This window comes from Streptococcus sp. Marseille-Q6379, from assembly GCF_965119505.1.
In genome coordinates this window covers 704,040-724,592 of the sequence record NZ_CBCPLV010000001.1, presented here as the reverse complement: position 1 = coordinate 724,592, position 20,553 = coordinate 704,040, and the positions used below count along the sequence as shown (strand labels likewise).

General features: G+C 40.2%; 26 protein-coding genes. 11 read left to right on the top strand and 15 right to left on the bottom strand.

Annotated features, from left to right (window positions below):
- The first annotated feature begins 108 nt into the window (after window positions 1-108).
- Window positions 109-735, top strand: a complete 627-nt coding sequence (locus ACWPVZ_RS03705) for a Pr6Pr family membrane protein (RefSeq protein WP_080610400.1) — start codon at window positions 109-111, stop codon at window positions 733-735.
- A gap of 36 nt (window positions 736-771) precedes the next feature.
- On the opposite strand, the gene ACWPVZ_RS03700 is transcribed toward ACWPVZ_RS03705, so the two are convergent.
- On the bottom strand, window positions 772-1,614 hold the full coding sequence (locus ACWPVZ_RS03700; protein WP_454380975.1) for an HAD family hydrolase: 843 nt from the start codon (window positions 1,612-1,614) through the stop codon (window positions 772-774).
- A gap of 151 nt (window positions 1,615-1,765) precedes the next feature.
- Between ACWPVZ_RS03700 and ACWPVZ_RS03695 the strand changes: the two genes are divergently transcribed.
- The 4 genes from ACWPVZ_RS03695 to ACWPVZ_RS03680 all read left to right on the top strand — a co-directional run bounded on the left by ACWPVZ_RS03695 (window position 1,766) and on the right by ACWPVZ_RS03680 (window position 4,475).
- Window positions 1,766-2,155, top strand: a complete 390-nt coding sequence (locus tag ACWPVZ_RS03695; RefSeq protein WP_061652211.1) for a hypothetical protein — start codon at window positions 1,766-1,768, stop codon at window positions 2,153-2,155.
- A 190-nt stretch (window positions 2,156-2,345) separates the two neighbouring features.
- Window positions 2,346-3,248: a glycoside hydrolase family 25 protein gene (locus ACWPVZ_RS03690; RefSeq protein ID WP_037597645.1), complete on the top strand. Its 903-nt coding sequence runs from the start codon at window positions 2,346-2,348 to the stop codon at window positions 3,246-3,248.
- Window positions 3,249-3,360: 112 nt separating this feature from the next.
- A complete protein-coding gene (locus ACWPVZ_RS03685) occupies window positions 3,361-3,834 on the top strand; it encodes an aminoacyl-tRNA deacylase (protein WP_022495771.1) in 474 nt (157 codons plus the stop codon).
- Window positions 3,835-3,836: 2 nt separating this feature from the next.
- Window positions 3,837-4,475 (top strand): histidine phosphatase family protein, encoded by a 639-nt coding sequence (locus ACWPVZ_RS03680; RefSeq protein ID WP_454380972.1) that lies wholly within the window; start codon window positions 3,837-3,839, stop codon window positions 4,473-4,475.
- Between the two features lie 99 nt (window positions 4,476-4,574).
- Here the strand turns inward: ACWPVZ_RS03680 and ACWPVZ_RS03675 are convergent, their stop codons facing one another.
- The 5 genes from ACWPVZ_RS03675 to ACWPVZ_RS03655 all read right to left on the bottom strand — a co-directional run bounded on the left by ACWPVZ_RS03675 (window position 4,575) and on the right by ACWPVZ_RS03655 (window position 8,077).
- Window positions 4,575-4,742, bottom strand: coding sequence for a hypothetical protein (locus ACWPVZ_RS03675; RefSeq protein ID WP_454380970.1), 168 nt, complete (start codon window positions 4,740-4,742; stop codon window positions 4,575-4,577).
- An 83-nt stretch (window positions 4,743-4,825) separates the two neighbouring features.
- Window positions 4,826-4,996 carry a hypothetical protein gene (locus tag ACWPVZ_RS03670; RefSeq protein ID WP_454380968.1) on the bottom strand — a complete coding sequence of 57 codons (171 nt, stop codon included), beginning with the start codon at window positions 4,994-4,996 and terminating at the stop codon, window positions 4,826-4,828.
- A 57-nt stretch (window positions 4,997-5,053) separates the two neighbouring features.
- On the bottom strand, window positions 5,054-5,956 hold the full coding sequence (locus ACWPVZ_RS03665) for an HAD family hydrolase (RefSeq protein WP_454380966.1): 903 nt from the start codon (window positions 5,954-5,956) through the stop codon (window positions 5,054-5,056).
- 320 nt (window positions 5,957-6,276) lie between these two features.
- Window positions 6,277-6,756 (bottom strand): hypothetical protein, encoded by a 480-nt coding sequence (locus ACWPVZ_RS03660; protein ID WP_002885961.1) that lies wholly within the window; start codon window positions 6,754-6,756, stop codon window positions 6,277-6,279.
- A gap of 13 nt (window positions 6,757-6,769) precedes the next feature.
- Complete coding sequence (locus ACWPVZ_RS03655; RefSeq protein ID WP_226973189.1) at window positions 6,770-8,077, bottom strand: LysM peptidoglycan-binding domain-containing protein; 1,308 nt, start codon at window positions 8,075-8,077, stop codon at window positions 6,770-6,772.
- 227 nt (window positions 8,078-8,304) lie between these two features.
- Here ACWPVZ_RS03655 and lysS point away from each other — a divergent pair, with 227 nt between their 5' ends.
- The 3 genes from lysS (at window position 8,305) to ACWPVZ_RS03640 (ending at window position 12,902) form a co-directional block, all read left to right on the top strand.
- Window positions 8,305-9,795, top strand: a complete 1,491-nt coding sequence (gene lysS, locus ACWPVZ_RS03650; protein ID WP_013990828.1) for a lysine--tRNA ligase — start codon at window positions 8,305-8,307, stop codon at window positions 9,793-9,795.
- A gap of 585 nt (window positions 9,796-10,380) precedes the next feature.
- On the top strand, window positions 10,381-11,259 hold the full coding sequence (locus tag ACWPVZ_RS03645) for a hypothetical protein (RefSeq protein WP_454380963.1): 879 nt from the start codon (window positions 10,381-10,383) through the stop codon (window positions 11,257-11,259).
- A gap of 308 nt (window positions 11,260-11,567) precedes the next feature.
- Window positions 11,568-12,902 (top strand): Nramp family divalent metal transporter, encoded by a 1,335-nt coding sequence (locus tag ACWPVZ_RS03640; protein ID WP_064520520.1) that lies wholly within the window; start codon window positions 11,568-11,570, stop codon window positions 12,900-12,902.
- A gap of 33 nt (window positions 12,903-12,935) precedes the next feature.
- Here the strand turns inward: ACWPVZ_RS03640 and ACWPVZ_RS03635 are convergent, their stop codons facing one another.
- Window positions 12,936-13,148: a YdbC family protein gene (locus ACWPVZ_RS03635; RefSeq protein ID WP_002886106.1), complete on the bottom strand. Its 213-nt coding sequence runs from the start codon at window positions 13,146-13,148 to the stop codon at window positions 12,936-12,938.
- A gap of 124 nt (window positions 13,149-13,272) precedes the next feature.
- Between ACWPVZ_RS03635 and ACWPVZ_RS03630 the strand changes: the two genes are divergently transcribed.
- Both ACWPVZ_RS03630 and ACWPVZ_RS03625 read left to right on the top strand, forming a co-directional pair.
- Window positions 13,273-13,557: a hypothetical protein gene (locus tag ACWPVZ_RS03630; protein ID WP_247924705.1), complete on the top strand. Its 285-nt coding sequence runs from the start codon at window positions 13,273-13,275 to the stop codon at window positions 13,555-13,557.
- A gap of 97 nt (window positions 13,558-13,654) precedes the next feature.
- Window positions 13,655-14,194, top strand: a complete 540-nt coding sequence (locus tag ACWPVZ_RS03625) for a biotin transporter BioY (RefSeq protein WP_073686238.1) — start codon at window positions 13,655-13,657, stop codon at window positions 14,192-14,194.
- Window positions 14,195-14,240: 46 nt separating this feature from the next.
- On the opposite strand, the gene ACWPVZ_RS03620 is transcribed toward ACWPVZ_RS03625, so the two are convergent.
- The 3 genes from ACWPVZ_RS03620 to ACWPVZ_RS03610 form a co-directional block, all read right to left on the bottom strand.
- Window positions 14,241-14,558 (bottom strand): CHY zinc finger protein, encoded by a 318-nt coding sequence (locus ACWPVZ_RS03620; protein ID WP_454380959.1) that lies wholly within the window; start codon window positions 14,556-14,558, stop codon window positions 14,241-14,243.
- Window positions 14,558-15,844: a peptidase U32 family protein gene (locus tag ACWPVZ_RS03615; protein ID WP_254734930.1), complete on the bottom strand. Its 1,287-nt coding sequence runs from the start codon at window positions 15,842-15,844 to the stop codon at window positions 14,558-14,560. Before ACWPVZ_RS03615 ends, ACWPVZ_RS03620 begins: the two co-directional genes overlap by 1 nt.
- Window positions 15,845-15,939: 95 nt before the next feature.
- Window positions 15,940-16,869, bottom strand: a complete 930-nt coding sequence (locus ACWPVZ_RS03610; protein WP_454380957.1) for a peptidase U32 family protein — start codon at window positions 16,867-16,869, stop codon at window positions 15,940-15,942.
- Window positions 16,870-17,107: 238 nt separating this feature from the next.
- Here ACWPVZ_RS03610 and ACWPVZ_RS03605 point away from each other — a divergent pair, with 238 nt between their 5' ends.
- Window positions 17,108-17,404: a DUF3270 domain-containing protein gene (locus tag ACWPVZ_RS03605; RefSeq protein WP_002890571.1), complete on the top strand. Its 297-nt coding sequence runs from the start codon at window positions 17,108-17,110 to the stop codon at window positions 17,402-17,404.
- Window positions 17,405-17,460: 56 nt separating this feature from the next.
- Here ACWPVZ_RS03605 and ACWPVZ_RS03600 read toward each other — a convergent pair whose 3' ends face one another.
- From ACWPVZ_RS03600 to ACWPVZ_RS03580, 5 genes are all read right to left on the bottom strand, one after another.
- Window positions 17,461-17,901, bottom strand: a complete 441-nt coding sequence (locus tag ACWPVZ_RS03600; RefSeq protein WP_002890570.1) for a YtxH domain-containing protein — start codon at window positions 17,899-17,901, stop codon at window positions 17,461-17,463.
- A gap of 12 nt (window positions 17,902-17,913) precedes the next feature.
- The gene (locus ACWPVZ_RS03595) at window positions 17,914-18,312 is read right to left on the bottom strand and encodes a DUF948 domain-containing protein (protein WP_002885965.1); all 399 of its coding nucleotides are present in this window, start codon (window positions 18,310-18,312) and stop codon (window positions 17,914-17,916) included.
- Between the two features lie 124 nt (window positions 18,313-18,436).
- The gene (lgt, locus tag ACWPVZ_RS03590) at window positions 18,437-19,228 is read right to left on the bottom strand and encodes a prolipoprotein diacylglyceryl transferase (protein WP_347105154.1); all 792 of its coding nucleotides are present in this window, start codon (window positions 19,226-19,228) and stop codon (window positions 18,437-18,439) included.
- Window positions 19,228-20,157, bottom strand: a complete 930-nt coding sequence (hprK, locus tag ACWPVZ_RS03585) for an HPr(Ser) kinase/phosphatase (RefSeq protein WP_347105156.1) — start codon at window positions 20,155-20,157, stop codon at window positions 19,228-19,230. The genes lgt and hprK overlap by 1 nt, the downstream gene beginning before the upstream one ends.
- 126 nt (window positions 20,158-20,283) lie before the next feature.
- Complete coding sequence (locus ACWPVZ_RS03580; RefSeq protein WP_247924698.1) at window positions 20,284-20,547, bottom strand: PspC domain-containing protein; 264 nt, start codon at window positions 20,545-20,547, stop codon at window positions 20,284-20,286.
- Between the last annotated feature and the right edge of the window lie 6 nt (window positions 20,548-20,553).

The window sequence follows — 20,553 nt, the reverse complement described above, 5'->3', positions numbered from 1 at the left end:
ATTACTCCTTAAAGTTTTTCTTACTTTGATTTTACTAGAATTTTCAATAAATTGTTAGTGAAAAATGTGATATGATAAGAGAGATTATTTATTAGGAAAAGGAAGCTTATGGCTATTTCACGATTTTACCGTATCTTACTAGCTCTCTGTGGTTTGGTAGGAGTCTCTATCCAAATCCATGACGATGGTTGGGGTATGTTGCTCTATTACACTGTTTTGTCCAATATCCTGGTCTTCTCTAGTTTGATTTTCTTTATCATCTATGACTTTAAAAAAGGGGATGCGACGACTAACACCCAACTCTTGCGTTACAAGGGTGGTGTAACTATGGCCATCCTCATCACTGGAGTCATCTATCACATCCTCTTGGCACCTATTACAGAACCTGAGAAATTCTGGACCCTCCGTAACTTCTTGGTCCACTATATTGTCCCTTGGGGATTGGTGCTTGATACCCTCATTTTCGATGCTAAGAAAGCCTACCGTCTACGTGAGCCAATTTACTGGTCCGTGGTCCCTCTGTCTTACTTTGCCTTTGCCCTTCTAAATGGCTTGGTGCTAAAACTCCCAATTCCAGGTGCCAAAGATAGCCCCTTCGCCTACTTCTTTATCAATGTCAATAAATTTGGTTGGAACAAGGTCTTGGTAAATGTCCTAGTCATCAGTGCTGGGTATATCGCTGTTGGCTATCTCTTATATCTCTTGAAAAAATTTATCGGTCGTAAACCAGCATAAAACATAAACTGAGTTACCTAGGTAACTCAGTTTTTTCTATTGCAACAAGCCTAATTTATCAAAAGCCTTATAGAGGCCATCAGCTTCAACATCGTCTGTAACTAGGTCTGCCATAGCCAAGATTTCTGGGTCACCATTTCCCATGGCAACGCCAACCTCACAGTATTCCAACATAGGGATATCAATCTTGGCATCGCCGAAAGCAATGGTATCCGAACGCTTAGCCCCCAAATGTTCCAAAAGAACATCAATGGCATGGGCCTTGTTAATATACTTAACACCCAAGTCACCAAACAAGGCTGTTTCACCTCGCCCTCCCCAAGTATGGGCTTCAAGCTGTGGAAAAGCTTCTTTGGAATCCAAGTGATCCTGATAGGAATCCAAAACGAAACTGACCTTGTTTAGGTCGTCACGATAGAGTTCTCCACCATACTGGAGGCCATGAAGAAAATCTTCTGGTTCCTTACCAGCGACAGACTCTTCTGACTGCCCCTTTTGAATGGCATAAGTCTTAAGTGTCTCACGTGCCCGCTCACGAAAATCAGGACTGGCAAAGAGACCATTATTGCTCTCAAGATAAAAAGCTAGATGACGTTGGGTCAACCAATCCACAATCTTAGCCGCATCTTCCTTAGAAATCAGCTCATGCATGAGGACTTGGCCATGATGCTCCACATAAGAGCCATTACCACCAATCATCCCATCCAAGCCAATTTCCCATAATTCTGGCTGCATTTCTGCCTTGCTACGACCAGTACAAACATAGACCAGATGGCCCTTTTCACGGGCCTGACGAATAGCCTTTACTGCTGATTCTGGAATGCGGTTATGATAATCCACCAAGGTCCCATCAACATCTAGAAAAATAAGTTTTGACATGTTTTCACCTCGAGTCTTCTTTTACTTTATTATACCCTGATAATGCTACAAGAGATACTACTATCCTTGGACAAACTGATACTATCCTACGATAGTATTGTCTCCAATCCAATGCATTGCCATTTTGCATGAAAGAAGCTATGATGAAAGTATGAATGATTTAAAAACACTACTGAATCACCTGCCCTATAAATTAGCAGCCTATGATGCCCAAGGAAACTTTCTCTATGACAATGGTGGCGCTGACGGTAGTTTCTTCCCCCGTGAGTCTGAAAATCTACCTGATTGGATCATGTCTGAAGTGCTAGCCTCTCCTACCAAAGAAAGAAGTTATCAGATTCCAACAGACAGTTTTGATCAAGTCCTCATCCAAACCTACCAAGCTGCTATAGACAAAGATGGAAATGTCTTGGGATTTTGGGAGACCATCTATGATTTGAAGCAGCCTCTCAAAACCTATCTAGATAACTCTGCTCAAGCTCTTGTAGCCTGGTCGGATGCCACTAGTGGCGCTAGTTTCAAGGAGGAAACTGACTTTTAAGCTAAATTTTTTGCTTTAATAAATGAAAAATTCACTTAATTCAAGACTAGCTCGAAACATCCTTATTCATAAAATGTGCCTAAGTCAGCACTACAAAGGCTTTTTGAACATCAGTCACTTTAATATCTCTCACAGAATTTACAAACACTCTATTTTGCATTTTTGCAGTATTTAAGGTAGAATGGGAGTAATGAGAAAAAGAATAAAACCGATCGTTGTTTACGTGGTTCTAGCTCTTTTAGGATTAGCATTAGTTATTGCAAATATTCACAATACGTCCAAACAGCAGGCGCATCTACAAAACGTGAAATCTGCTCTTCCTTATGCTACTACACCAAAAACAACAACCAGTAGTACATCTAGCAGTTCCGACGAGGAGCTGATACTCAATCCCATTATCGACCTTTCGGGGTGGCAACTACCTCAGGATATCGATTACGATGTCTTGTCAAATCATATTTCTGGTGCTATTATCCGCGTCTTCGGTGGATCACAGATTAGTAAGGATAGCAATGCCGCTAGTTCGAATGGGGTCGACAAATCTTTTAAAACACATATCAAAGAACTCAAAAAACGTGACGTTCCAGTTGCCGTCTATTCCTACGCTCAAGGTACTTCTGTTAAAGAGATGAAGGAAGAAGCTCGTATTTTCTACAAAAATGCTTCTCCATACAAACCTACTTATTACTGGATCGACGTTGAAGAAGAAACCATGTCCAACATGGAGCAAGGTGTCCAAGCCTTTCTCGCTGAGCTCAAACGTCTAGGAGCTGAAAACGTTGGTCTCTATATTGGTGCTTATTTCATGCTTGAGCAAGAAGTTTCAACTAAAAACTTTGATGCTGTTTGGATTCCAGCCTACGGTACCGATTCTGGTTATTATGAGGCTCTACCAAATACTGAAATCGACTATGACCTTCACCAGTATACGTCACAAGGAAGCCTGCCTGGTTTCGATAATATCCTAGATCTTAACCAAATCAATCCTGAGAAAAACAAACGTAAAACCTTTGAAAAACTCTTTGGTAAGATTAAGCAAAAACCAACTAAAAATAAGAAGACTACTTCGACAAGTTCATCTAGTAGTCAGTAAAAACCAGTGTCTAAGGCACTGGTTTTCTTCTTGTCAAATTGGCTTAGGCGTGCTCGGATGAATGTGTTATAATGGATGGTAGAAATGTATAACTTTAAAAGGAGATATGACAATGGCTAAGAAAGGCAAAGTCAAGAAGACCTTGGTTGACCAAATTCTTGATAAAGCTAATATTGACCATGATAGCTTATCCTTCAATGGTTTAGAAGGGGAGCTTCCAGAAGATGTGGCGCGTGAGAGCATTTATAAAACCCTCGCCCTTAAGGGAGATAAGACAGGACCAGTCATCGGCATCGTCCCTATCACCGAACACCTGTCTGAAAAGAAATTAGCTAAAATTTCAGGGAACAAGAAAGTTCAAATGATTCCACAAAAGGATCTCCAAAAAACAACTGGCTATGTTCACGGAGCTAACAACCCAGTGGGAATTCGCCAAAAGCACAATTTCCCTATTTATATCGATCAATCTGCCCAAGAAGCTGGCTTCCTTATTGTCTCAGCGGGGGAAATTGGGCGTTCTATCCGTATCAATAGTCAAGATCTTGCTGATTTTGTTAATGCTGAATTTGCTGATATTAAGGAGTAATCATGAAACTGTATTTTGTACGTCACGGTAAAACCGAGTGGAACTTGGAAGGCCGACTTCAAGGCGCCAAGGGAGACTCGCCTTTGCTTAAAGAATCTATCGAACAAGTACGTGAGTTAGGTCACTATCTCAGTGACACACATTTTGACTTGATCTTCTCAAGTGACCTACCACGTGCTAAAAAAACCACTGAACTCATCATGGAGTCTCAAAAGTCTAAAGCTAAAGTTACCTACACTAAAGCTCTGCGTGAATGGCAACTTGGTAAACTGGAAGGGCAAAAAATTGCTCTCGTTCAGGCCATCTATCCAAAAGAAATGGATGCCTTCCGTCATAACCTAGCCAACTTCCGTGCTAATGACTTCCAAGCTGAGTCTGTCTACCAGACAACCAAACGTGTGGCCGAATTTATTAAAACACTTAAAGATAGCGATGCTAAAAATGTCCTCATCGTAGGTCACGGAGCTAACTTAACGGCTTCTATCCGTACCCTCCTTGGTTTTGAACCTGGTCTTCTTCGTAAGGCAGGCGGTCTTGACAATGCTTCTGTCACTATTCTCGAAACCAATGATTTTGAGCACTTCACTCTTAAATGTTGGAATGATACGTCCTATATGGATGAACAAAACAAGATCAGCTAAATCAGCGACTGACTTCATAAGACAAGCGATCCTTAACAAGGGTCGCTTTTTAGCACTCAAAAAGCTCTTAAATCGATTGCTTTAAGAGCTTCACTTCCATTATTTCCACTTCGGTTCATCTGGCAAACGATTTAATTCGACACCAAAGTCTCGAGCCAAGTCCTCTAGTTCATTTTCAAAATCGTCTAGTTCCTGTGAGACAAAATCATACTGTCCTTCAGACAATAAACGCTTAAAACGAAGACCACGACTCAAGATAAATTCCACGTCTATTTTGGCAGTTCTATGGACATGTTCCCAATAGTTGTTAGCAAACCCTCTTTGCTTTTCCTCAGCATTAAGGTGGTCTACTAATGCATAATAGGAATCCCAAGCAACGCCCCCTTCATCTGCTCTGCATCTCTAATACCTTCGAAGAGATCGTCACGTTTGGCTTCGAGTGCTTCTACCTCTTTTCTCAAAGCATCACGTTCAGCACTTAGTGCTTCAATATCATGTTTTAAGTTGTTGATTTCTACCATTTTCAAACTCCTTATCTCACGTTCTAGACAATAAAACGGCCATACGAGGCCGCTCTATTATCTTCCATATTTCATACGAAGGATTTTTTCCTGGTTCGCATTCAAACGAAGAAGGATAACCACTTTATCAATACTCATATTGCTCTCAAGAAGACGTTCAGCCGCCATCATAAGACCATTATTGATACCTAGTTGAAGGACTGGATTTTCATTATCATTGATATCAAAGATATATTTGTTATTTGGAAGATCGAAAAGGACTTTTACCGCTCCAAAGAGTTGCTCAAAATTGTCGATTTCCAAGTCGAAGACTGGCTTAGTACCTGGTTTGAGGCTACGTCCACGGTGGTTAAACCACATAGAATGCCAGCCACCATTAAAGGCCCCCATGACATCATTGTCATAAGAATCTCCAACATAGAGCGTCGTCGATGGATTCATGTCAAATTGCTCAGCTGCGAGGTTGAAGATTTCCTTCTCAGGCTTTTGGAAACCTGTCGCCTGACTGACGATGACACGCTTAGGATCAACGTAATCATAAAGTCCCAACTTCTTAACCTTTTTAAGTTGGTGCTCTGTTGGTCCATTGGTAATAATCCCCATAGGCACATTTTTTTCCTTGAGGAAATCAAGGGTCATGCGCATCTCATCAAGCATGGTGATATTTTCCAACTCATGCTCGTAAACCTCTTGGAAATGGTTGCCCGTTTCTTCATCAATTTCACGGTAGCCAAACTCCCAAAGGGTCTCTTTACAGCGCCAAAAACGGAAATACTCGGTTGTCCACTCACCTGCCATTACACGTGGAAAACCAACATCAGAATAGTGGCGGAAACGAATGTAGGCTTGATTCATGTGACTCATATCAAAGTCAGGGAAACATTTTTCCATGGCAATACGATAAGGTGCCTGTTGGTCGTAAATAGTATCGTCAACGTCAAAAACAATAGAGGTAATCATCTGTCCGTTCTTTCTTATATCATTCTCTTGTCAGAGACTTAGCTAAATTAAGAGGTCTAACAACTAAACTGCAATATCAGTCAGCTCCTAGTGAAATCCTAAGTCTTGCAAAAGTAAGCTTTAAGTCAACTGTCTTAGGGCAATCTTACTCGTCTGTTTTTTATCAGAATGCAATTGCCCAAACAGTCTTATTATACCGTTTTTGCCCTCTTATTTCAATTTTCGACCCCACTTAAGAAAAGATTATTCGTGTTTTGAAGATAGAAAAAGGTTTGGAACAATTTGTCCCAAACCTAATGCATCTTGTCATATTCAGACACTTATTTAATTTCTTTGAAGGTCATTTTTTGTTTGACTTCACCCTGACCACCTTTGGCAATCTGGTAGTAGAAATCTTTTGATGTGAAGTGGTCACCATAAGCAAAGACCTTGTTGTACTGCCATTGTGACAATTGATCGTCCTCTTTTTTACCAAGAGTCAATGTTGTTTTTGTCACACTGTATTCCCACTTAGCTGTTTGGTCATTATAGGCCTTGTCAAAATCAGTCTGACTCTTAGCAGCATTAACCACTGTCGTACGATCCTGACTCACAAGCGCCTTGTTCCCACCTTCTTGGAAGGCTACATACATGACACGATTATTGACCTCACCGTTTAGAGTACTTGAGTATTGGTAAACCTTACCAGGTACAACACTATCTAAATGGTGTGTTCCCCAGTAATAGAAAGCACCAAATCCAGCTCCCGTAACCAAGAGACAAGCAAGAACAACACTAATAATGATATTTCTCTTTGACATGTCTTGCCCCTCTCTATTCGTCACCAGTTAGGTCAGAGAAAGTTGCCTCTGAGTCTGTTTCAGTGTGGCTTGAAGAACTTGATGATGAGCGTTCAAGGCTTGATGAGCTTGAACTCATGCGTGTTTCTGTTTGAGAATCATCACTTGATGACGCCTTAGATTCTGAAGATTTCTCAGTGCTTGATGATGAACTTTCTTTTTCCTTGTAAACATCAACGTTGAAAGCCCACTTATCACCCTTATAACTTACTTGAATTTGGGCATATTTTGACTTGATAAGATCTGACATTTTACTATCTCTGTTAAGGGCGTCGTAAATCTTTTGAGCGAGGGCTTTGGCATTGGCTTCAGTTTTGGCACCATCTTTAGGTCCATCTACAATGTCTTGAGCCTTAGGTGTTTCACCTTGAAGGTAAAGGGCTTTGCTTTCAGTGTCCTTCTTAGCAGTAGCATTTACACCCGTCTTATCATCTGCATGTGAGAAGAAAGTCCATGCAGAACTACCTGAACGATTTTGTCGATAAATATTTGAGAATTCTTCTTGAACCTTGTCTTGGAAAGCATCATCAGTCAATTCTTTTTCCTTAGAACTTTCTGTACTTGCTTTACTTTCACTACTGCTCGCTGTTGAGCTTGATGCAGAAGATGATGATCCACTTGTTGAACTTGATGAAGCATCTTTAGATTCTGATGATGATGAAGATGAGTCCTTGCCATCTTTAGAATCTTTAGTATCTTTGTCTTTATCGTTGTTATTGTTAGTTGTGCTATTTGAGAATGAAACGCTATTGTCAGAATTATCTGGAGCGTAAATCACTGTATTCTTAGAATGGTCATCAGAGACAAAAGTGCTGTTATTGATAATCACTCGGTTGTTATCACCATAATAGTTGTTGATAACAATCTTAGAATGTGCACAACGGTAACCATTACCAGTCACATGGTAACCTGCTGGGACATCACCATCACGTTTCAAGATGAGGACGTCACCTGCGAAGATAAGGTCAATATTCTGAATATTATTATCGTAGGCTAATTTTTCAATAGAAATCCCAGTCGCTTGAGAGATTCCCCACAAGGTATCTCCCCATTGAATCACGTATTGTTGACCATCCAACTGCTGTGGATTGATATTCTGAGTTGTCAAATTATTTGTAATTTGTTCAGGTGTACTGGCAATCCAGTTTGTGATATCAGCAGCGTGAGCACTCGTTTGATTTTGATAAAAGTTATCTGCTAACACAGATACCGTAGGCATCCCAATAGGTGCTAGTAAAGCGCCAAGCATCACGGCTTTACTAACATAATTTTTCTTTTTCATCGTATTTCCTCCTTATATCATACGAAACTTACTTTGCTATTGTACACCCTTTTTATTATATTTGTCAATAAATTCTATAACTTTCTAATCAAAGGTTAATGCTAGTTTACAATTTGTACTAAAAATAGACAAATCCTAGCTTTATTTATCTGACATTTAATCATTTGTCCTATCTTTAGAAGGTGATTTATGATACAATAATTACGACTATTTTATGGAGGACTAACATGTCAAATCAACACATGGAAGAATTGAACGATCAACAGATTGTCCGTCGTGAAAAAATGGCGGCCTTGGCTGAACAAGGAATCGATCCTTTTGGTAAGCGATTCGAACGCACAGCTACATCTGGTCAATTAAAAGAAAAATACGCTGACAAAACAAAAGAAGAATTGCACGAAATCAACGAAACTGCTACTATCGCAGGTCGTTTGATGACTAAACGTGGTAAAGGTAAAGTTGGCTTCGCCCACATCCAAGACCGCGATGGTCAAATCCAAATCTACGTGCGTAAAGATGCTGTCGGTGAAGAAAACTACGAAATCTTCAAGAAAGCTGACCTTGGTGACTTCCTCGGTGTCGAAGGTGAAGTTATGCGAACAGATATGGGAGAACTTTCTATCAAGGCTACTCATATCACTCACTTGTCTAAAGCCCTTCGTCCATTGCCTGAGAAATTCCACGGACTTTCAGACGTTGAAACAATCTACCGTAAACGTTACCTCGATTTGATTTCTAACCGTGAAAGCTTTGACCGCTTTGTCACACGTTCAAAAATCATTTCTGAAATCCGTCGCTACCTTGATGCTCAAGGTTTCCTTGAAGTAGAAACACCTGTTCTTCACAACGAAGCTGGTGGTGCTGCTGCTAAACCTTTCATCACTCACCACAATGCTCAAAACATCGACATGGTGCTTCGTATCGCGACTGAACTCCACCTCAAACGTCTCATCGTTGGTGGTATGGAACGCGTTTACGAAATCGGACGTATCTTCCGTAACGAAGGTATGGATGCTACTCACAACCCTGAGTTCACATCTATTGAAGTTTACCAAGCTTACGCTGACTTCCACGATATCATGAACTTGACTGAAGGTATCATCCAACACGCTGCTAAAGCTGTTAAAGGTGACGGACCTATCAACTACCAAGGAACTGAAATCAAGATCAACGAACCATTCAAACGCATCCACATGGTTGACGCTATCAAGGAAATCACTGGCGTTGACTTCTGGCAAGACATGACTTTGGATGAAGCCAAAGCTATCGCTGCTGAAAAGAATGTTCCAGTTGAAAAACACTACACTGAAGTTGGTCACATCATCAACGCCTTCTTCGAAGAATTCGTTGAAGAAACATTGATTCAACCAACATTCGTTTACGGTCACCCAGTTGCTGTGTCTCCATTGGCTAAGAAAAACCCAGAAGACCCACGCTTCACTGACCGTTTCGAACTCTTCATCATGACTAAAGAGTACGGAAATGCCTTCACCGAATTGAACGACCCAATCGATCAATTGTCACGTTTCGAAGCACAAGCTGCTGCTAAAGAACTCGGTGATGACGAAGCAACAGGCATCGACTACGACTACGTTGAAGCCCTTGAATACGGTATGCCACCAACAGGTGGACTCGGAATCGGTATCGACCGTCTCTGCATGCTCCTCACTGATACAACAACTATCCGTGATGTCTTGTTGTTCCCAACGATGAAATAAAGAATGATAAAAGTCTTCTTTGAGACCTACCTTAGGTGAAACGGGCGCTAGCGACTTCCTTGGAAATTCCATAACTAATTTTGAGTGGCTGAAACATAATGTTTCAGCCACTTTTTTCATAGCAGAAAGTCTTGATGGGGCTTGCTTTGAAAAAAATCTACCGTATAAAATACAAGAGTTAACTTCCCTAAATATACTGAACACAAGAAGTTAGAGAAAGGGAGATTACAACATCATAACGCTTGGTCGGATAAAATTTTTTTCATGCTAGCGAGAGTTTCAAAAACTGATACAAGCTCCTGTCATGCTAGGATTTTTGAAGTACTCCATGTAATTTGATACCAAGTTTCCTAATTATGTACGTGAAAACATTAGTGATTGATAAGTGGATCATTGATATTTCAAATCTTTAAATTAGATTTTTATTTTTTTGAAACTCTATATAATACCAATTAATCTGTACTTTTAATAACCATCATAATAATGGGTATAAGTAATCGTACATAATAAGCGTTTTGTACTCGTCTTTCACCTTTTTCCATTACTACTTTTTTGATAAAATACTTCTAACAAAAGGAGGTAATTATGAAAGAAATTATTAAAATTTTCGAGTACATTGTCGTTTACTTTATACCTATCTTATCCATTAGCATACAATTATTTTCTGAGCTAAAAGCTAAAAAAAGTGAGGAAAAAGTTACTGCCGAACTGGCGAAAAATGAAGTTAATTTTACAATTGAAGAAAACAATGGTCAAATTATAATTAACCAAAGCACTGACACCATCAACCAAAAATTGCAAGAACAAGTTGAACAATACAACCGAAAACTTGAAAATAGCAAATTTTATTCTAGAGTCTTATTCAAAATCTCAAGTTATATTTTCTTAGCAATTATCATTTTAAATTTCACCTATCAAATTATTAATGTTTTAGATACCCTATCAGCAGCACCTTGGCCACTAGCGAATCTCTTCACAAATCCAAATGCGGAGACTAAATTTCATGTTCTGATTATAGCTTTTAAGGATGCGTTACCAAGTATCTATAATCAAATCTTACAATTTATAGCTCTATTTTTACTTATAAACTCTATAAAATGGGGGGCACGTATCTATCTTTCAGTACGAGGAAGTACTTGTAAATTCTTATATTATTTATTTGTAAGTTCTATTTATTTCTATAACTCCATGCTGAACTTCAGCAGTACTATCAATAGCTATACTCAAAGACTACTACCTTATCTTAAAGACTCGTCTCAAGTATTTGTTACTCTTATTTCTACATTTATATTACTCTATATTGGTCTAACAGTTTCAGAAGTAACCGTCAATAGGTTCTTCGACTTACAAAAAGCAGAGAAAAAATCAACTGTTCAAAATTTTATCATCAATTCAATGGACAATTTTATTACCCAACTACTTATACCTATTTTTATATTAATTGTTATACGCTACACCAGTTAAGATAATATCCTAAAAGTATTGTTTATAAAAATAAATGATACTTTTTTATTATCACTACTCAATAAAAATAATAAAATTACTTATTCAACATTGTTTTATTCCTCACCTAACAAATCAATTGATGTTATTGTTTTACATCATACCGTAAAAGTTCATCATATAAACACCCTGGAATTAATTGGACATTGTATATTCTTCTACAACCCATTCCTTCCTTGCACATCATCCTAATAGTGTTATAATAAAATTGTCGGTTTGTCTAGAAATAATGCGACTTTTGGGCAGATATGACTTAGAAAGAGGTGTTTATGACATCTTCAAAGAAGGTTTCCCTTTCTGAGGTAAACCAATCCATAGATACACCAAATAATAATCGATTTTGGCAAAATCTTAAGGCTTTCTTGGGACCTGGGGCTCTTGTGGCCGTGGGTTACATGGATCCAGGGAACTGGATTACCAGTGTCGTCGGTGGGGCGACCTACAAGTACAGCCTGCTCTTTGTCATCTTAATTTCATCTTTAATCGCTATGCAGTTACAACAAATGGCTGGGAAATTAGGGATTGTGACCCAAATGGACCTAGCTCAAGCGACTGCTTATCACTCGCCCAAATGGTTGCGATACACGCTTTGGGTGATTCTGGAGCTAGCCTTAATGGCGACGGATTTGGCTGAGGTGCTTGGTTCTGCCATTGCTCTTAACCTGCTCTTTGGTATTCCAATTATGGTTGCCATTCTGGTGACAGTCCTTGATGTCTTCCTGCTACTGCTCATCATGAAGCTGGGATTCAAAAAAATCGAGGCTATTGTTTCAACCTTAATTTTGACAATCTTGGTTATCTTTGTCTATCTGGTAGCCTTGTCTGAGCCTAGTATTACGGGAATCCTCGAGGGTTATCTCCCTACGCCAGCGCTCTTCGAGCCACATGCTGCTGGACATACCAACCAGTTGACCTTGGCGCTTGGGATTGTGGGTGCGACCGTTATGCCACATAACCTCTACTTGCACTCATCCTTGTCACAGACTCGTAAGGTTGACTATTCTGATGGCAAAGACGTGACTAAGGCTGTCCGTTTCATGACCTGGGATTCTAACATCCAGTTGACTTTGGCTTTTGTGGTTAACTCCCTCCTCTTGATTTTGGGGGCAGCTCTCTTCTTTGGTCATGCTTCTGATATTTCAGCTTTCTCACAGATGTACAATGCTCTTCAGGACTCTAAGATTGCTGGTGCGGTAGCTAGTTCGACACTTTCAACACTCTTTGCCTTGGCGCTCTTGGCTAGTGGTCAAAACTCTACCATTACTGGTACTCTGACTGGCCAAATTGTCATGGAAGGCTTTCTCCACATGAGGTTACCGCAGTGGGTAATTCGTTTATTCACACGTCTCTTCGCCTTGCTACCTGTTATCGTTGTAGCTATTCTCTACGGTGATCAAGAAAAGACTCTGGATCAACTGCTGGTTTATTCACAGGTTTTCCTTTCACTTGCCTTGCCATTCTCTATCTTCCCTTTGATTTACTACACTTCTAAGAAATCACTCATGGGAAAACACGTCAATGCCAAGTGGAATACTTTCCTTGGTTATGCCATCGCTATTGTCCTAACCATTCTCAATCTCAAACTTATCATTGATACGTTTTAAACAAAATAAGGCCAGCGCCATGCTGACCTTGTTTTAGTTTTTGAAGGCGTCAACGAGAACTTGGAATTCTTCATTGCTAAGGGTAATCCCCTTACCCATCTTGGTATGGTCTGGACTCCATGTACGGATGTCATACTTAGCCGGTGCGCCATTAAAGCTCACACGATTGAGTTCCTTAGTCCAGCCCTTGTCATTCTCAGACAAGACCAAGAGTTTTTCTTCAATTTCAAATGAAAATTCTGCCATTTGCTTACCTCCACTAGCTTTATTCGTTTTTTTCTGTGAAAATTGTGTGTTTTAGAATGAAGTTATCCACAAAATTTCACCTTTCATGCTATAATTATTTTATCAAGAAACGAGGGAAATGACCATGATAAACTTTTTAGAAGCGGTAAAGCATCAGCTTCATCAGTTTGTGGAAACAGGTCACAGCAAACCTGTCCACCTAATGCAAAATCAGCTTATTAACGATATCTATCATGCTATTGATTATAACCAAATGGTCATGCTGACATCCAATCAGAAGACCTATAAGGGCTACATCAACCGTTATGACAGAGAGCGACAAGCCATCTTTATTGAGCAAGATAAAATCATCAGCATGATTGAGCTTAAAGAAATCAAACGTCTAAAAATCATATCACAACGAGGTTAGCTTTATCAGTTAACCTCGTTTTATTATGAGGTTGACTATTTCAGAAGTGCTTGTTATAATAAGTTAACTATTAATTTACGAAAGGTTAACTAAAAAAATGACGCAAAATCGTACATTGTCACTCATACTTCCCGCCTTCGGTGCTGCTATCATTGCCGCACTGGCTCAAATCATTATTCCTATCGGTGCAGTACCCATTACTCTCCAGACCTTCGCTGTCGGACTTGTTGCTGCCATCCTTAAGCCAAGAGAAGCAACTCTTGCCGCTACCCTCTACCTTATCCTAGGTGCCATTGGTCTTCCCGTTTTTGCAGGTGGAGGCGGTGGGCTTCAAGCCTTCTTTGGTCCTTCAGCTGGCTATCTGCTTGCCTACCCATTTTTTGCACTTGTCACATCTGCACTGGCTCATGCTAAGACTCCTATCTGGAAGATCTTTTTGGCTTTTGTTTTGGGAGATGCACTTGTCTTTGTTGGTGGTATCCTTAGCCTGCACTTTCTTGGAAAGATGGGGTGGTCTGCAGCTGTAGCAGTCGGTTTGACACCCTTTATCATCCCAGATCTTTTAAAAGGTCTGATTGTCGCTTTGGTGACTAAGCCAGTCTTAAAAGCTCTTAAAAATCATAGCTACTTTAACTAAAAAAAGATTGAAGACTTTGTTCGTGGGAACAGAATCTTCAATCTTTTTATTTTTCAAAATAAATGTCATAGTGCTTTGAACAAGCTGGATTAAAGGTACTGTGACAATTGGGACAGGCTACTACCTCTTGATATTCCTCAATCGTCATTTCGTGCCTACAAACACCACAAATAAGAACCTTGTCCTGCTTCAACTGGCAAGGATAAGCTCGAAAGCTATGTTCCTCCAAGCTATCATGACACTGATAACAGGAATAATACTTCAGACACTCAAAGCATTTTAGGGCAACAATATCTAGTGTGGAATGGTAGTGCTGGCATCTACTCTGGTCATCTACCAGGAGGCCATTGATTTGTCTTGTCATTAGGCACGAACAGTTTTACTTGAACCGTCTTTTTGGTAGAGGTTAATCAAACCTTCTTTAGTTGAACGAATCATGTCACCAGGTTTAACTTCTTGTGGCACTGTAATTGTAAGAAGTTCCATTGGGTTTGGTGCACGGTCAATTTTGTTACCATTAGCATCGTGAAGGTCTTTGATATCACACTCAAAATGACGGAAGCCTGGTCCGTAGAATTCAACGTGGTCACCTTCGAGAATAACGTTACGTTGACGGATTGTAGCTGTCATAGTGGCTGGATCAAAGTCTACTACTTCACCAACGAATTTGTATTGTGGAATCTTACGACGAGCACCAAAAAGTTGTTCGTTTTCTGTTGGTGTTTTATAGTAGAAACCTGTTGCCAATTCACGTTGGGCAACTTTCCAGAGTTCGTTAATCAAATCGTCTTTGATGGCATAAAAGGCTTCTGCACTTTCCATGTAAGCGTCACAGGCAGCCTTGTAACAGTTGGCAACTGTTGATACGTAGTGGACAGATTTCATACGACCTTCGATTTTAAGGCTGTCAACACCATTATCAATAAGGTCTGGGATATTTTCAATCATACACATGTCAACGGCTGACATTGAGTATTCTTCAGGAACTTCACCGTGGATACTCTTTCGCTCTTGGCCGAATGGCATGTCGTAAAGGTCATATTTCCAACGGCATGACTGTGAGCAACCTCCACGGTTGGCATCACGGTCTGACATATGGTTAGAAAGGGTACAGCGACCTGAGTATGAGATACACATAGCACCATGGACAAAGGCCTCAATTTCAAGGTCCGTACGTTTACGGATTTCAGCCAATTCCTCCATAGTAACCTCACGTGCCAAAACAACACGGGTCAAGCCATACTGTTTCCAAAAATGGAAGGTTTCAACGTTTGTCGCAGATGCTTGCGTTGACAAGTGGATATTAAGTCCTGGAGCGTAGGTTGAACAGATTTCAATCAAGGCTGGGTCAGATACGATAACGGCATCGAGTCCCATATCACGCAATTCATGGAACCACTCACCAGCTCCTTTTTCATTTCCTTCATGGGTAACCATATTTGAAGCGACGTGCACATCAACACCACGTGCGTGAGCGTATTCGATACCTTCACGAAGCTCATCCATGGTAAAGTTTCCGGCACGGCTACGCAAACCATAGGCTTGTCCACCAACGAAAACAGCATCTGCGCCGTAATTTACAGCGACTTTCAATTTTTCCAAAGTCCCAGCAGGTACCAAAACCTCTGGGCGTTTTTTAGTTGTAGTCATAATTTCTCCAATTTGCAAGATTGTCGATTTTAGTTTTTAGAAGGCTCCTTCGTTCCCTGAAAATGGAAAACTCTCAAACGAAGGAGGAAGGGTTATTATTTTACACGGTCAGGTTCATAATCATAGAAACCTGTGTCCAAACCACGGTTGGCTGGGTGTAATTTATGAATAGCCTCATCAAAGAGGAAAGCTTGATCTTGTGAAAATTCGCCAGCCTCGATGAGGTCACGAGCCTTCACAAAATACTCAGTGATTTTTACGAAGTTTTCACCTGGGCAATAAACACCGTCCAACTTCCAGTGGTCAAAACCATGTTCAACGAGCTCTGAAAGTTTAGTCATCATATCCAAGTCATTGTTGGCAAAGATATGTGTTCCATGCAAGTCTTCGTAAACTGAGTAGTGAGAATCTGGGTCACCAGGCTCAGAAAGGAAGAGGTCACGTTCTTTGGTAACAGCTTCATCCGTTTTGATAAAGTTGTAGTAGTTTTGAAGAAGCGGACGTTTAGAGTGGTGAATGATACTTGCACCATAAACCAAAACCTCGGCTGGAATTTGAAGATTTTCAGCCATGATGAAGAGTTCCGCAGACGGAATTTCACGAGCCAAAACAGCTTCAGAAGCTCCAGCTTGTTGGCCCCAGAAATTAATCTGACGGCTAGAGGTTACCATGGTTGAAGCATCATAAATCATTTTGAAGGGACGTTTGTCACGGTTACAGATGTAGAAAACCCCTGCATCACCAATCGTGATGTAATCTGCCTTGATTTCTTCAAGAAAATCAAGGTAGTCTGGAAGAGCATCCATCATACCTTGGTGCATGAGGGCGTTAACGGCAACAGTCAATTCCTTGCCAGACTCATGTACCAGCTCTGCAATCTTTCGCATCTCTGCGAATGAAAAAGGCTTAGGCAAACGAAGGCCAAAAGCTTTTTCGCCGATGTAAATACGATCTACGCCAAGTTCTAGGAGCTCACGTGCCTGCTCGTAGCTCTCAGCAGTCGCTGTAATCACTATTTTTTCCATAACTCACATTATAGCACAAATGATTTGATTTTTTTAGAATTTTTAGGTTCAAATAACCGTATCTAAATATTTTAAATTAGTTTTTGAATACTATAATTTTCACAAAAATCAAAAAAAACTTTGCAATATAAAATTTTTATGGTATTATTAATGAGATTCTAAATAGTGAAATACTGAAGAAGTATTTTAACCTACACGAAAAAGTGATTTAGATATTTTATATAGAAAGGAGGCAGACATGGCTGACAACTTACACCGTCAATTTGATCACATTGAAGATTTCGAGACTGAACATCCTCAAACGACGAATTATCAAGATTATCAAGGTCTAAATAGTAATAGTATTAAGCTACAAGATATGATTTTCTTTGGACGTATCTCAAGCTTCTGTGTTTCAACAGTCCTAGTTGCCTTCCTTTTCTTAGTAGCACAGGTGGCTACCTTCTGGGCCTTCTTCTGGGCAATTACCATTAGCGTCATTGGTCAGATAGGCATTTATGTCCTAATCGAATATTATAAAGCACAAAAACGTTGACTGCTGGTCAACGTTTTTTTCGTACTAAAAAAAGAAAGCCTCATGTGCTTTCTTTATTATTTTGCTTCTGCTGCTTCTTCAGAGATATCTTTAATATCAATGACGATATCATCAACGATAGCTTTTGTTTCTGCTTCAACATCCGCTTGTTCAGGAGTTACTTGAGCTGTTTTCTCCTTGATAAGTTCAAAGCTTTCTTTTGCAAAGTCAGCAACTTGTGCTGTTTTTTCTTGAACGGTTTTTGTCAAATCATCTGCAGTGATTTCACCATTTTCAAATTTTGTTTTGTAGTCTTGGAAAGTATCGACTGCCAAATCTTTGTAGTCGCTAGCTTTTTCCACTACTTGATTTTGATAAGCTTTAGGATCTTCTTTGAATGAAGCGATTTCTTCATCGATACGTGATTTAACAGCTTTACCTTTTTCAGTTGTAAAGAAGTAAGCTGCTGCAGCTCCAGAAGCTGCACCAATGATTAGGGTGTTTAAAAATTTACTCATGAAAAGACCTCCTTATTTTTTCTTGTCTTTTTTACCAAATAGTTTTGAAGCAACTTTACCGATAGCAAAGGCTGAACCCGCCTTACCGACACTTGCTCCTGCTGCACTTGCTTTAGCACCGAGGTAACGAGCTTCAGTATTCAAGTCAGAAACACTTTCTGAAAGCTCAGCTACTGCTACAAAGAGAGGATCGATTGTTTGAACTTTTTCATTAACATCTTCAACCAAGACGTTTGCCTTAGCCAAGATTTCATTTGTTTGATGAAGGGTTACATTAATGTCTGTACGAAGCACAGCAACTGTTTCTTCAACTTCTTTGACCACATGACGTGTACGAAGTAGGGTAGGGATCAATGCAATGAGGAACGCAGCAAGTGCGATTGCGATAATAAGAAATGCAATTTCTGCCATAGTTTAAGACTCCTTTGACCTTTTTAAAAGGTCGCTACAAGAAAACTGAAGTAAACTCTCCAGTTTCCAGTGACCTTTGTTATGATAATTTTCATTATATTATAACAAAGTCTGAGCTATATGACTAGTTTTTCATTTTATAATCTGCCTCTGGACGTTGCTTTCGCAAATATAGTAAGATAGCACCCAAGATGATAATGGCGATGCTGACCCATTGAGAAACACGCAAGCCAGCAAACATGAGGCTATCGGTACGCATGCCTTCAATGACAAAACGTCCAAGACCATACCAGATAAGGTAAAATGAGGTCACATCTCCTTGACGTAGTTTCTTATTAAAGCGTCTTAGTCCTAGGATAGTGATAAATCCGACTAAGTTCCAGAGACTTTCATAAAGAAAAGTCGGTACACGATAATTCCCATCAATGAACATCTGCTGGCGAATAAATTCTGGGACATAATTCAGATGACTAACTGCTCTTCCGTAAGCCTCTTGGTTAACAAAGTTTCCCCAGCGACCGATACTCTGAGCAATCATAACGCCAGGTGCCGCGATATCTAGAAAATCCAAGACAGCAATGGCATGACGTTTCGAAAACCAATAGAGGACAGCTACACCAGCAATCAAGCCACCATAAATGGCAATTCCGCCATTCCAAATCGCAAAAATTTCTGAAGGATTCTGACTGTAGTAAGACCACTGGAAGATCACATAGTAGAGCCTTGCACCAACAATGGCTATAGGAAAGGCAAGAAGAATTAAATCTAGGATGTTTTCAGGGTCAATTCCCTTTTCGGGAGCCCAACGCTGAGCCAGATAAACGGCTAGTAAAAGACCAGATACGATACAGATGGCATACCAATGAATACTAATGGGGCCAAGCCTTAGAGCAATAGGATCAATAGTAGCTAACATTAGTCTTCACCATTCTTACTAATGAGGTTGGTCAAACGTTCCTCAAAGGTTTTGGTTGCATCAAATCCCATTTGCTTAGCACGGTAGTTCATAGCTGCAGCCTCGATAACAACTGATACGTTACGTCCTGTCTTAACAGGAATGCGGACACGTGGAATCTTAACGCCTTGCAATTCGATTTCTTCGTTTCCGTTTCCAAGACGATCAAAGATCTTGCCATTTTCAAAATTCTCAAGATAAATGGCCAACTGAACTTGAGAGGAATTACGGACAGCACTAGCTCCGTAGAGACTCATGACATCAATGATACCAACCCCACGAATTTCAAGAAGATGGCGGAGGATTTCCGCGGGCTCACCCCAGAGAGTCTCCTCATCCTTAGCATAAACATCCACACGGTCGTCAGCGACAAGACGGTGACCACGTTTCACCAACTCAAGCCCTGTCTCACTCTTACCGATGCCAGAGTCTCCTTGAATAAGAACTCCCATCCCGTAGATATCTACCAAAACACCATGGACACTAGTTCGTTCAGCTAATTGCGAGTTAAGATACCAAGACATGTCACCTGAAAGCGACGATGTGCCGTTTCGTCCTTGAAGAACTGCTACACCATTTTCCTTAGCAGCTCGAAGCATCTCTTCCGGAATCTCAAGACCACGCGCCACGATAACAGCTGGAGTTTCCGCTTTAAACATATTCGCAAAAACAGAATAACGGTTGTAATCAGTCATGGTTTTAAGGTAGGACCACTCCTTCATCCCAACCAACTGAAGTCGTTCAGGTGAATAATAGTCAAAATACCCCGTCATTTCTAAACCAGGACGAGAGATATCAGCTGTTGTTATCGCTTTTGCCAAAAGCTCCTTATTTCCATAGACAACCTTGAGTTTAAGCCTATCAACCAACATTTTAACGGTTACTGTCATGTTATTTCCTCCGATTAGTTACTAGTTTCATTGTATCATAAAAAGGTTTTCAATGCGTTTCTTAACGCAAAAAAGACCTATGACTAGCACTGGAGCCAATCATAGATCTTTTCTATTATAATTTACTTACCAGTTCCACTCGTCTTCTACAGGTTCAGCGTTTTTGCGTTTTCTTCCATCCTTAAGTTTTACTTTGGGATAAATATCCTCTTTGTAAGGAAGGAGAAGGGCTAAAACCAAGTATAAGAAGATTCCAAACTGCGTTGAAACCATTAGAATAACAGCCAAGATACGAGCCAAAGCTAGGTCCCAACCAAACTTATCTGCCAAACCTGCAACAACACCGGCGACGAGTCTATTTTTTCGTGTCTTATAAAAACGATTTGACATGGTCTT

What these genes read in the sequence shown, in the direction of transcription:
- ACWPVZ_RS03685 (WP_022495771.1), top strand. Translation starts at nt 3,361, where the DNA reads ATGGCTAAGAAAGGCAAAGTCAAGAAGACCTTGGTTGACCAAATTCTT.
- lgt (WP_347105154.1), bottom strand. Translation starts at nt 19,228, where the DNA reads ATGTTAGCTACTATTGATCCTATTGCTCTAAGGCTTGGCCCCATTAGT.
- ACWPVZ_RS03630 (WP_247924705.1), top strand. Translation starts at nt 13,273, where the DNA reads ATGATAAACTTTTTAGAAGCGGTAAAGCATCAGCTTCATCAGTTTGTG.
- ACWPVZ_RS03680 (WP_454380972.1), top strand. Translation starts at nt 3,837, where the DNA reads ATGAAACTGTATTTTGTACGTCACGGTAAAACCGAGTGGAACTTGGAA.
- ACWPVZ_RS03660 (WP_002885961.1), bottom strand. Translation starts at nt 6,756, where the DNA reads ATGTCAAAGAGAAATATCATTATTAGTGTTGTTCTTGCTTGTCTCTTG.
- ACWPVZ_RS03690 (WP_037597645.1), top strand. Translation starts at nt 2,346, where the DNA reads ATGAGAAAAAGAATAAAACCGATCGTTGTTTACGTGGTTCTAGCTCTT.
- ACWPVZ_RS03620 (WP_454380959.1), bottom strand. Translation starts at nt 14,558, where the DNA reads ATGACAAGACAAATCAATGGCCTCCTGGTAGATGACCAGAGTAGATGC.
- ACWPVZ_RS03600 (WP_002890570.1), bottom strand. Translation starts at nt 17,901, where the DNA reads ATGAGTAAATTTTTAAACACCCTAATCATTGGTGCAGCTTCTGGAGCT.
- ACWPVZ_RS03595 (WP_002885965.1), bottom strand. Translation starts at nt 18,312, where the DNA reads ATGGCAGAAATTGCATTTCTTATTATCGCAATCGCACTTGCTGCGTTC.
- ACWPVZ_RS03635 (WP_002886106.1), bottom strand. Translation starts at nt 13,148, where the DNA reads ATGGCAGAATTTTCATTTGAAATTGAAGAAAAACTCTTGGTCTTGTCT.
- ACWPVZ_RS03705 (WP_080610400.1), top strand. Translation starts at nt 109, where the DNA reads ATGGCTATTTCACGATTTTACCGTATCTTACTAGCTCTCTGTGGTTTG.
- ACWPVZ_RS03615 (WP_254734930.1), bottom strand. Translation starts at nt 15,844, where the DNA reads ATGACTACAACTAAAAAACGCCCAGAGGTTTTGGTACCTGCTGGGACT.
- ACWPVZ_RS03625 (WP_073686238.1), top strand. Translation starts at nt 13,655, where the DNA reads ATGACGCAAAATCGTACATTGTCACTCATACTTCCCGCCTTCGGTGCT.
- hprK (WP_347105156.1), bottom strand. Translation starts at nt 20,157, where the DNA reads ATGACAGTAACCGTTAAAATGTTGGTTGATAGGCTTAAACTCAAGGTT.
- ACWPVZ_RS03605 (WP_002890571.1), top strand. Translation starts at nt 17,108, where the DNA reads ATGGCTGACAACTTACACCGTCAATTTGATCACATTGAAGATTTCGAG.
- ACWPVZ_RS03580 (WP_247924698.1), bottom strand. Translation starts at nt 20,547, where the DNA reads ATGTCAAATCGTTTTTATAAGACACGAAAAAATAGACTCGTCGCCGGT.
- ACWPVZ_RS03700 (WP_454380975.1), bottom strand. Translation starts at nt 1,614, where the DNA reads ATGTCAAAACTTATTTTTCTAGATGTTGATGGGACCTTGGTGGATTAT.
- ACWPVZ_RS03610 (WP_454380957.1), bottom strand. Translation starts at nt 16,869, where the DNA reads ATGGAAAAAATAGTGATTACAGCGACTGCTGAGAGCTACGAGCAGGCA.
- ACWPVZ_RS03665 (WP_454380966.1), bottom strand. Translation starts at nt 5,956, where the DNA reads ATGATTACCTCTATTGTTTTTGACGTTGACGATACTATTTACGACCAA.
- lysS (WP_013990828.1), top strand. Translation starts at nt 8,305, where the DNA reads ATGTCAAATCAACACATGGAAGAATTGAACGATCAACAGATTGTCCGT.
- ACWPVZ_RS03640 (WP_064520520.1), top strand. Translation starts at nt 11,568, where the DNA reads ATGACATCTTCAAAGAAGGTTTCCCTTTCTGAGGTAAACCAATCCATA.
- ACWPVZ_RS03670 (WP_454380968.1), bottom strand. Translation starts at nt 4,996, where the DNA reads ATGGTAGAAATCAACAACTTAAAACATGATATTGAAGCACTAAGTGCT.
- ACWPVZ_RS03655 (WP_226973189.1), bottom strand. Translation starts at nt 8,077, where the DNA reads ATGAAAAAGAAAAATTATGTTAGTAAAGCCGTGATGCTTGGCGCTTTA.
- ACWPVZ_RS03645 (WP_454380963.1), top strand. Translation starts at nt 10,381, where the DNA reads ATGAAAGAAATTATTAAAATTTTCGAGTACATTGTCGTTTACTTTATA.
- ACWPVZ_RS03695 (WP_061652211.1), top strand. Translation starts at nt 1,766, where the DNA reads ATGAATGATTTAAAAACACTACTGAATCACCTGCCCTATAAATTAGCA.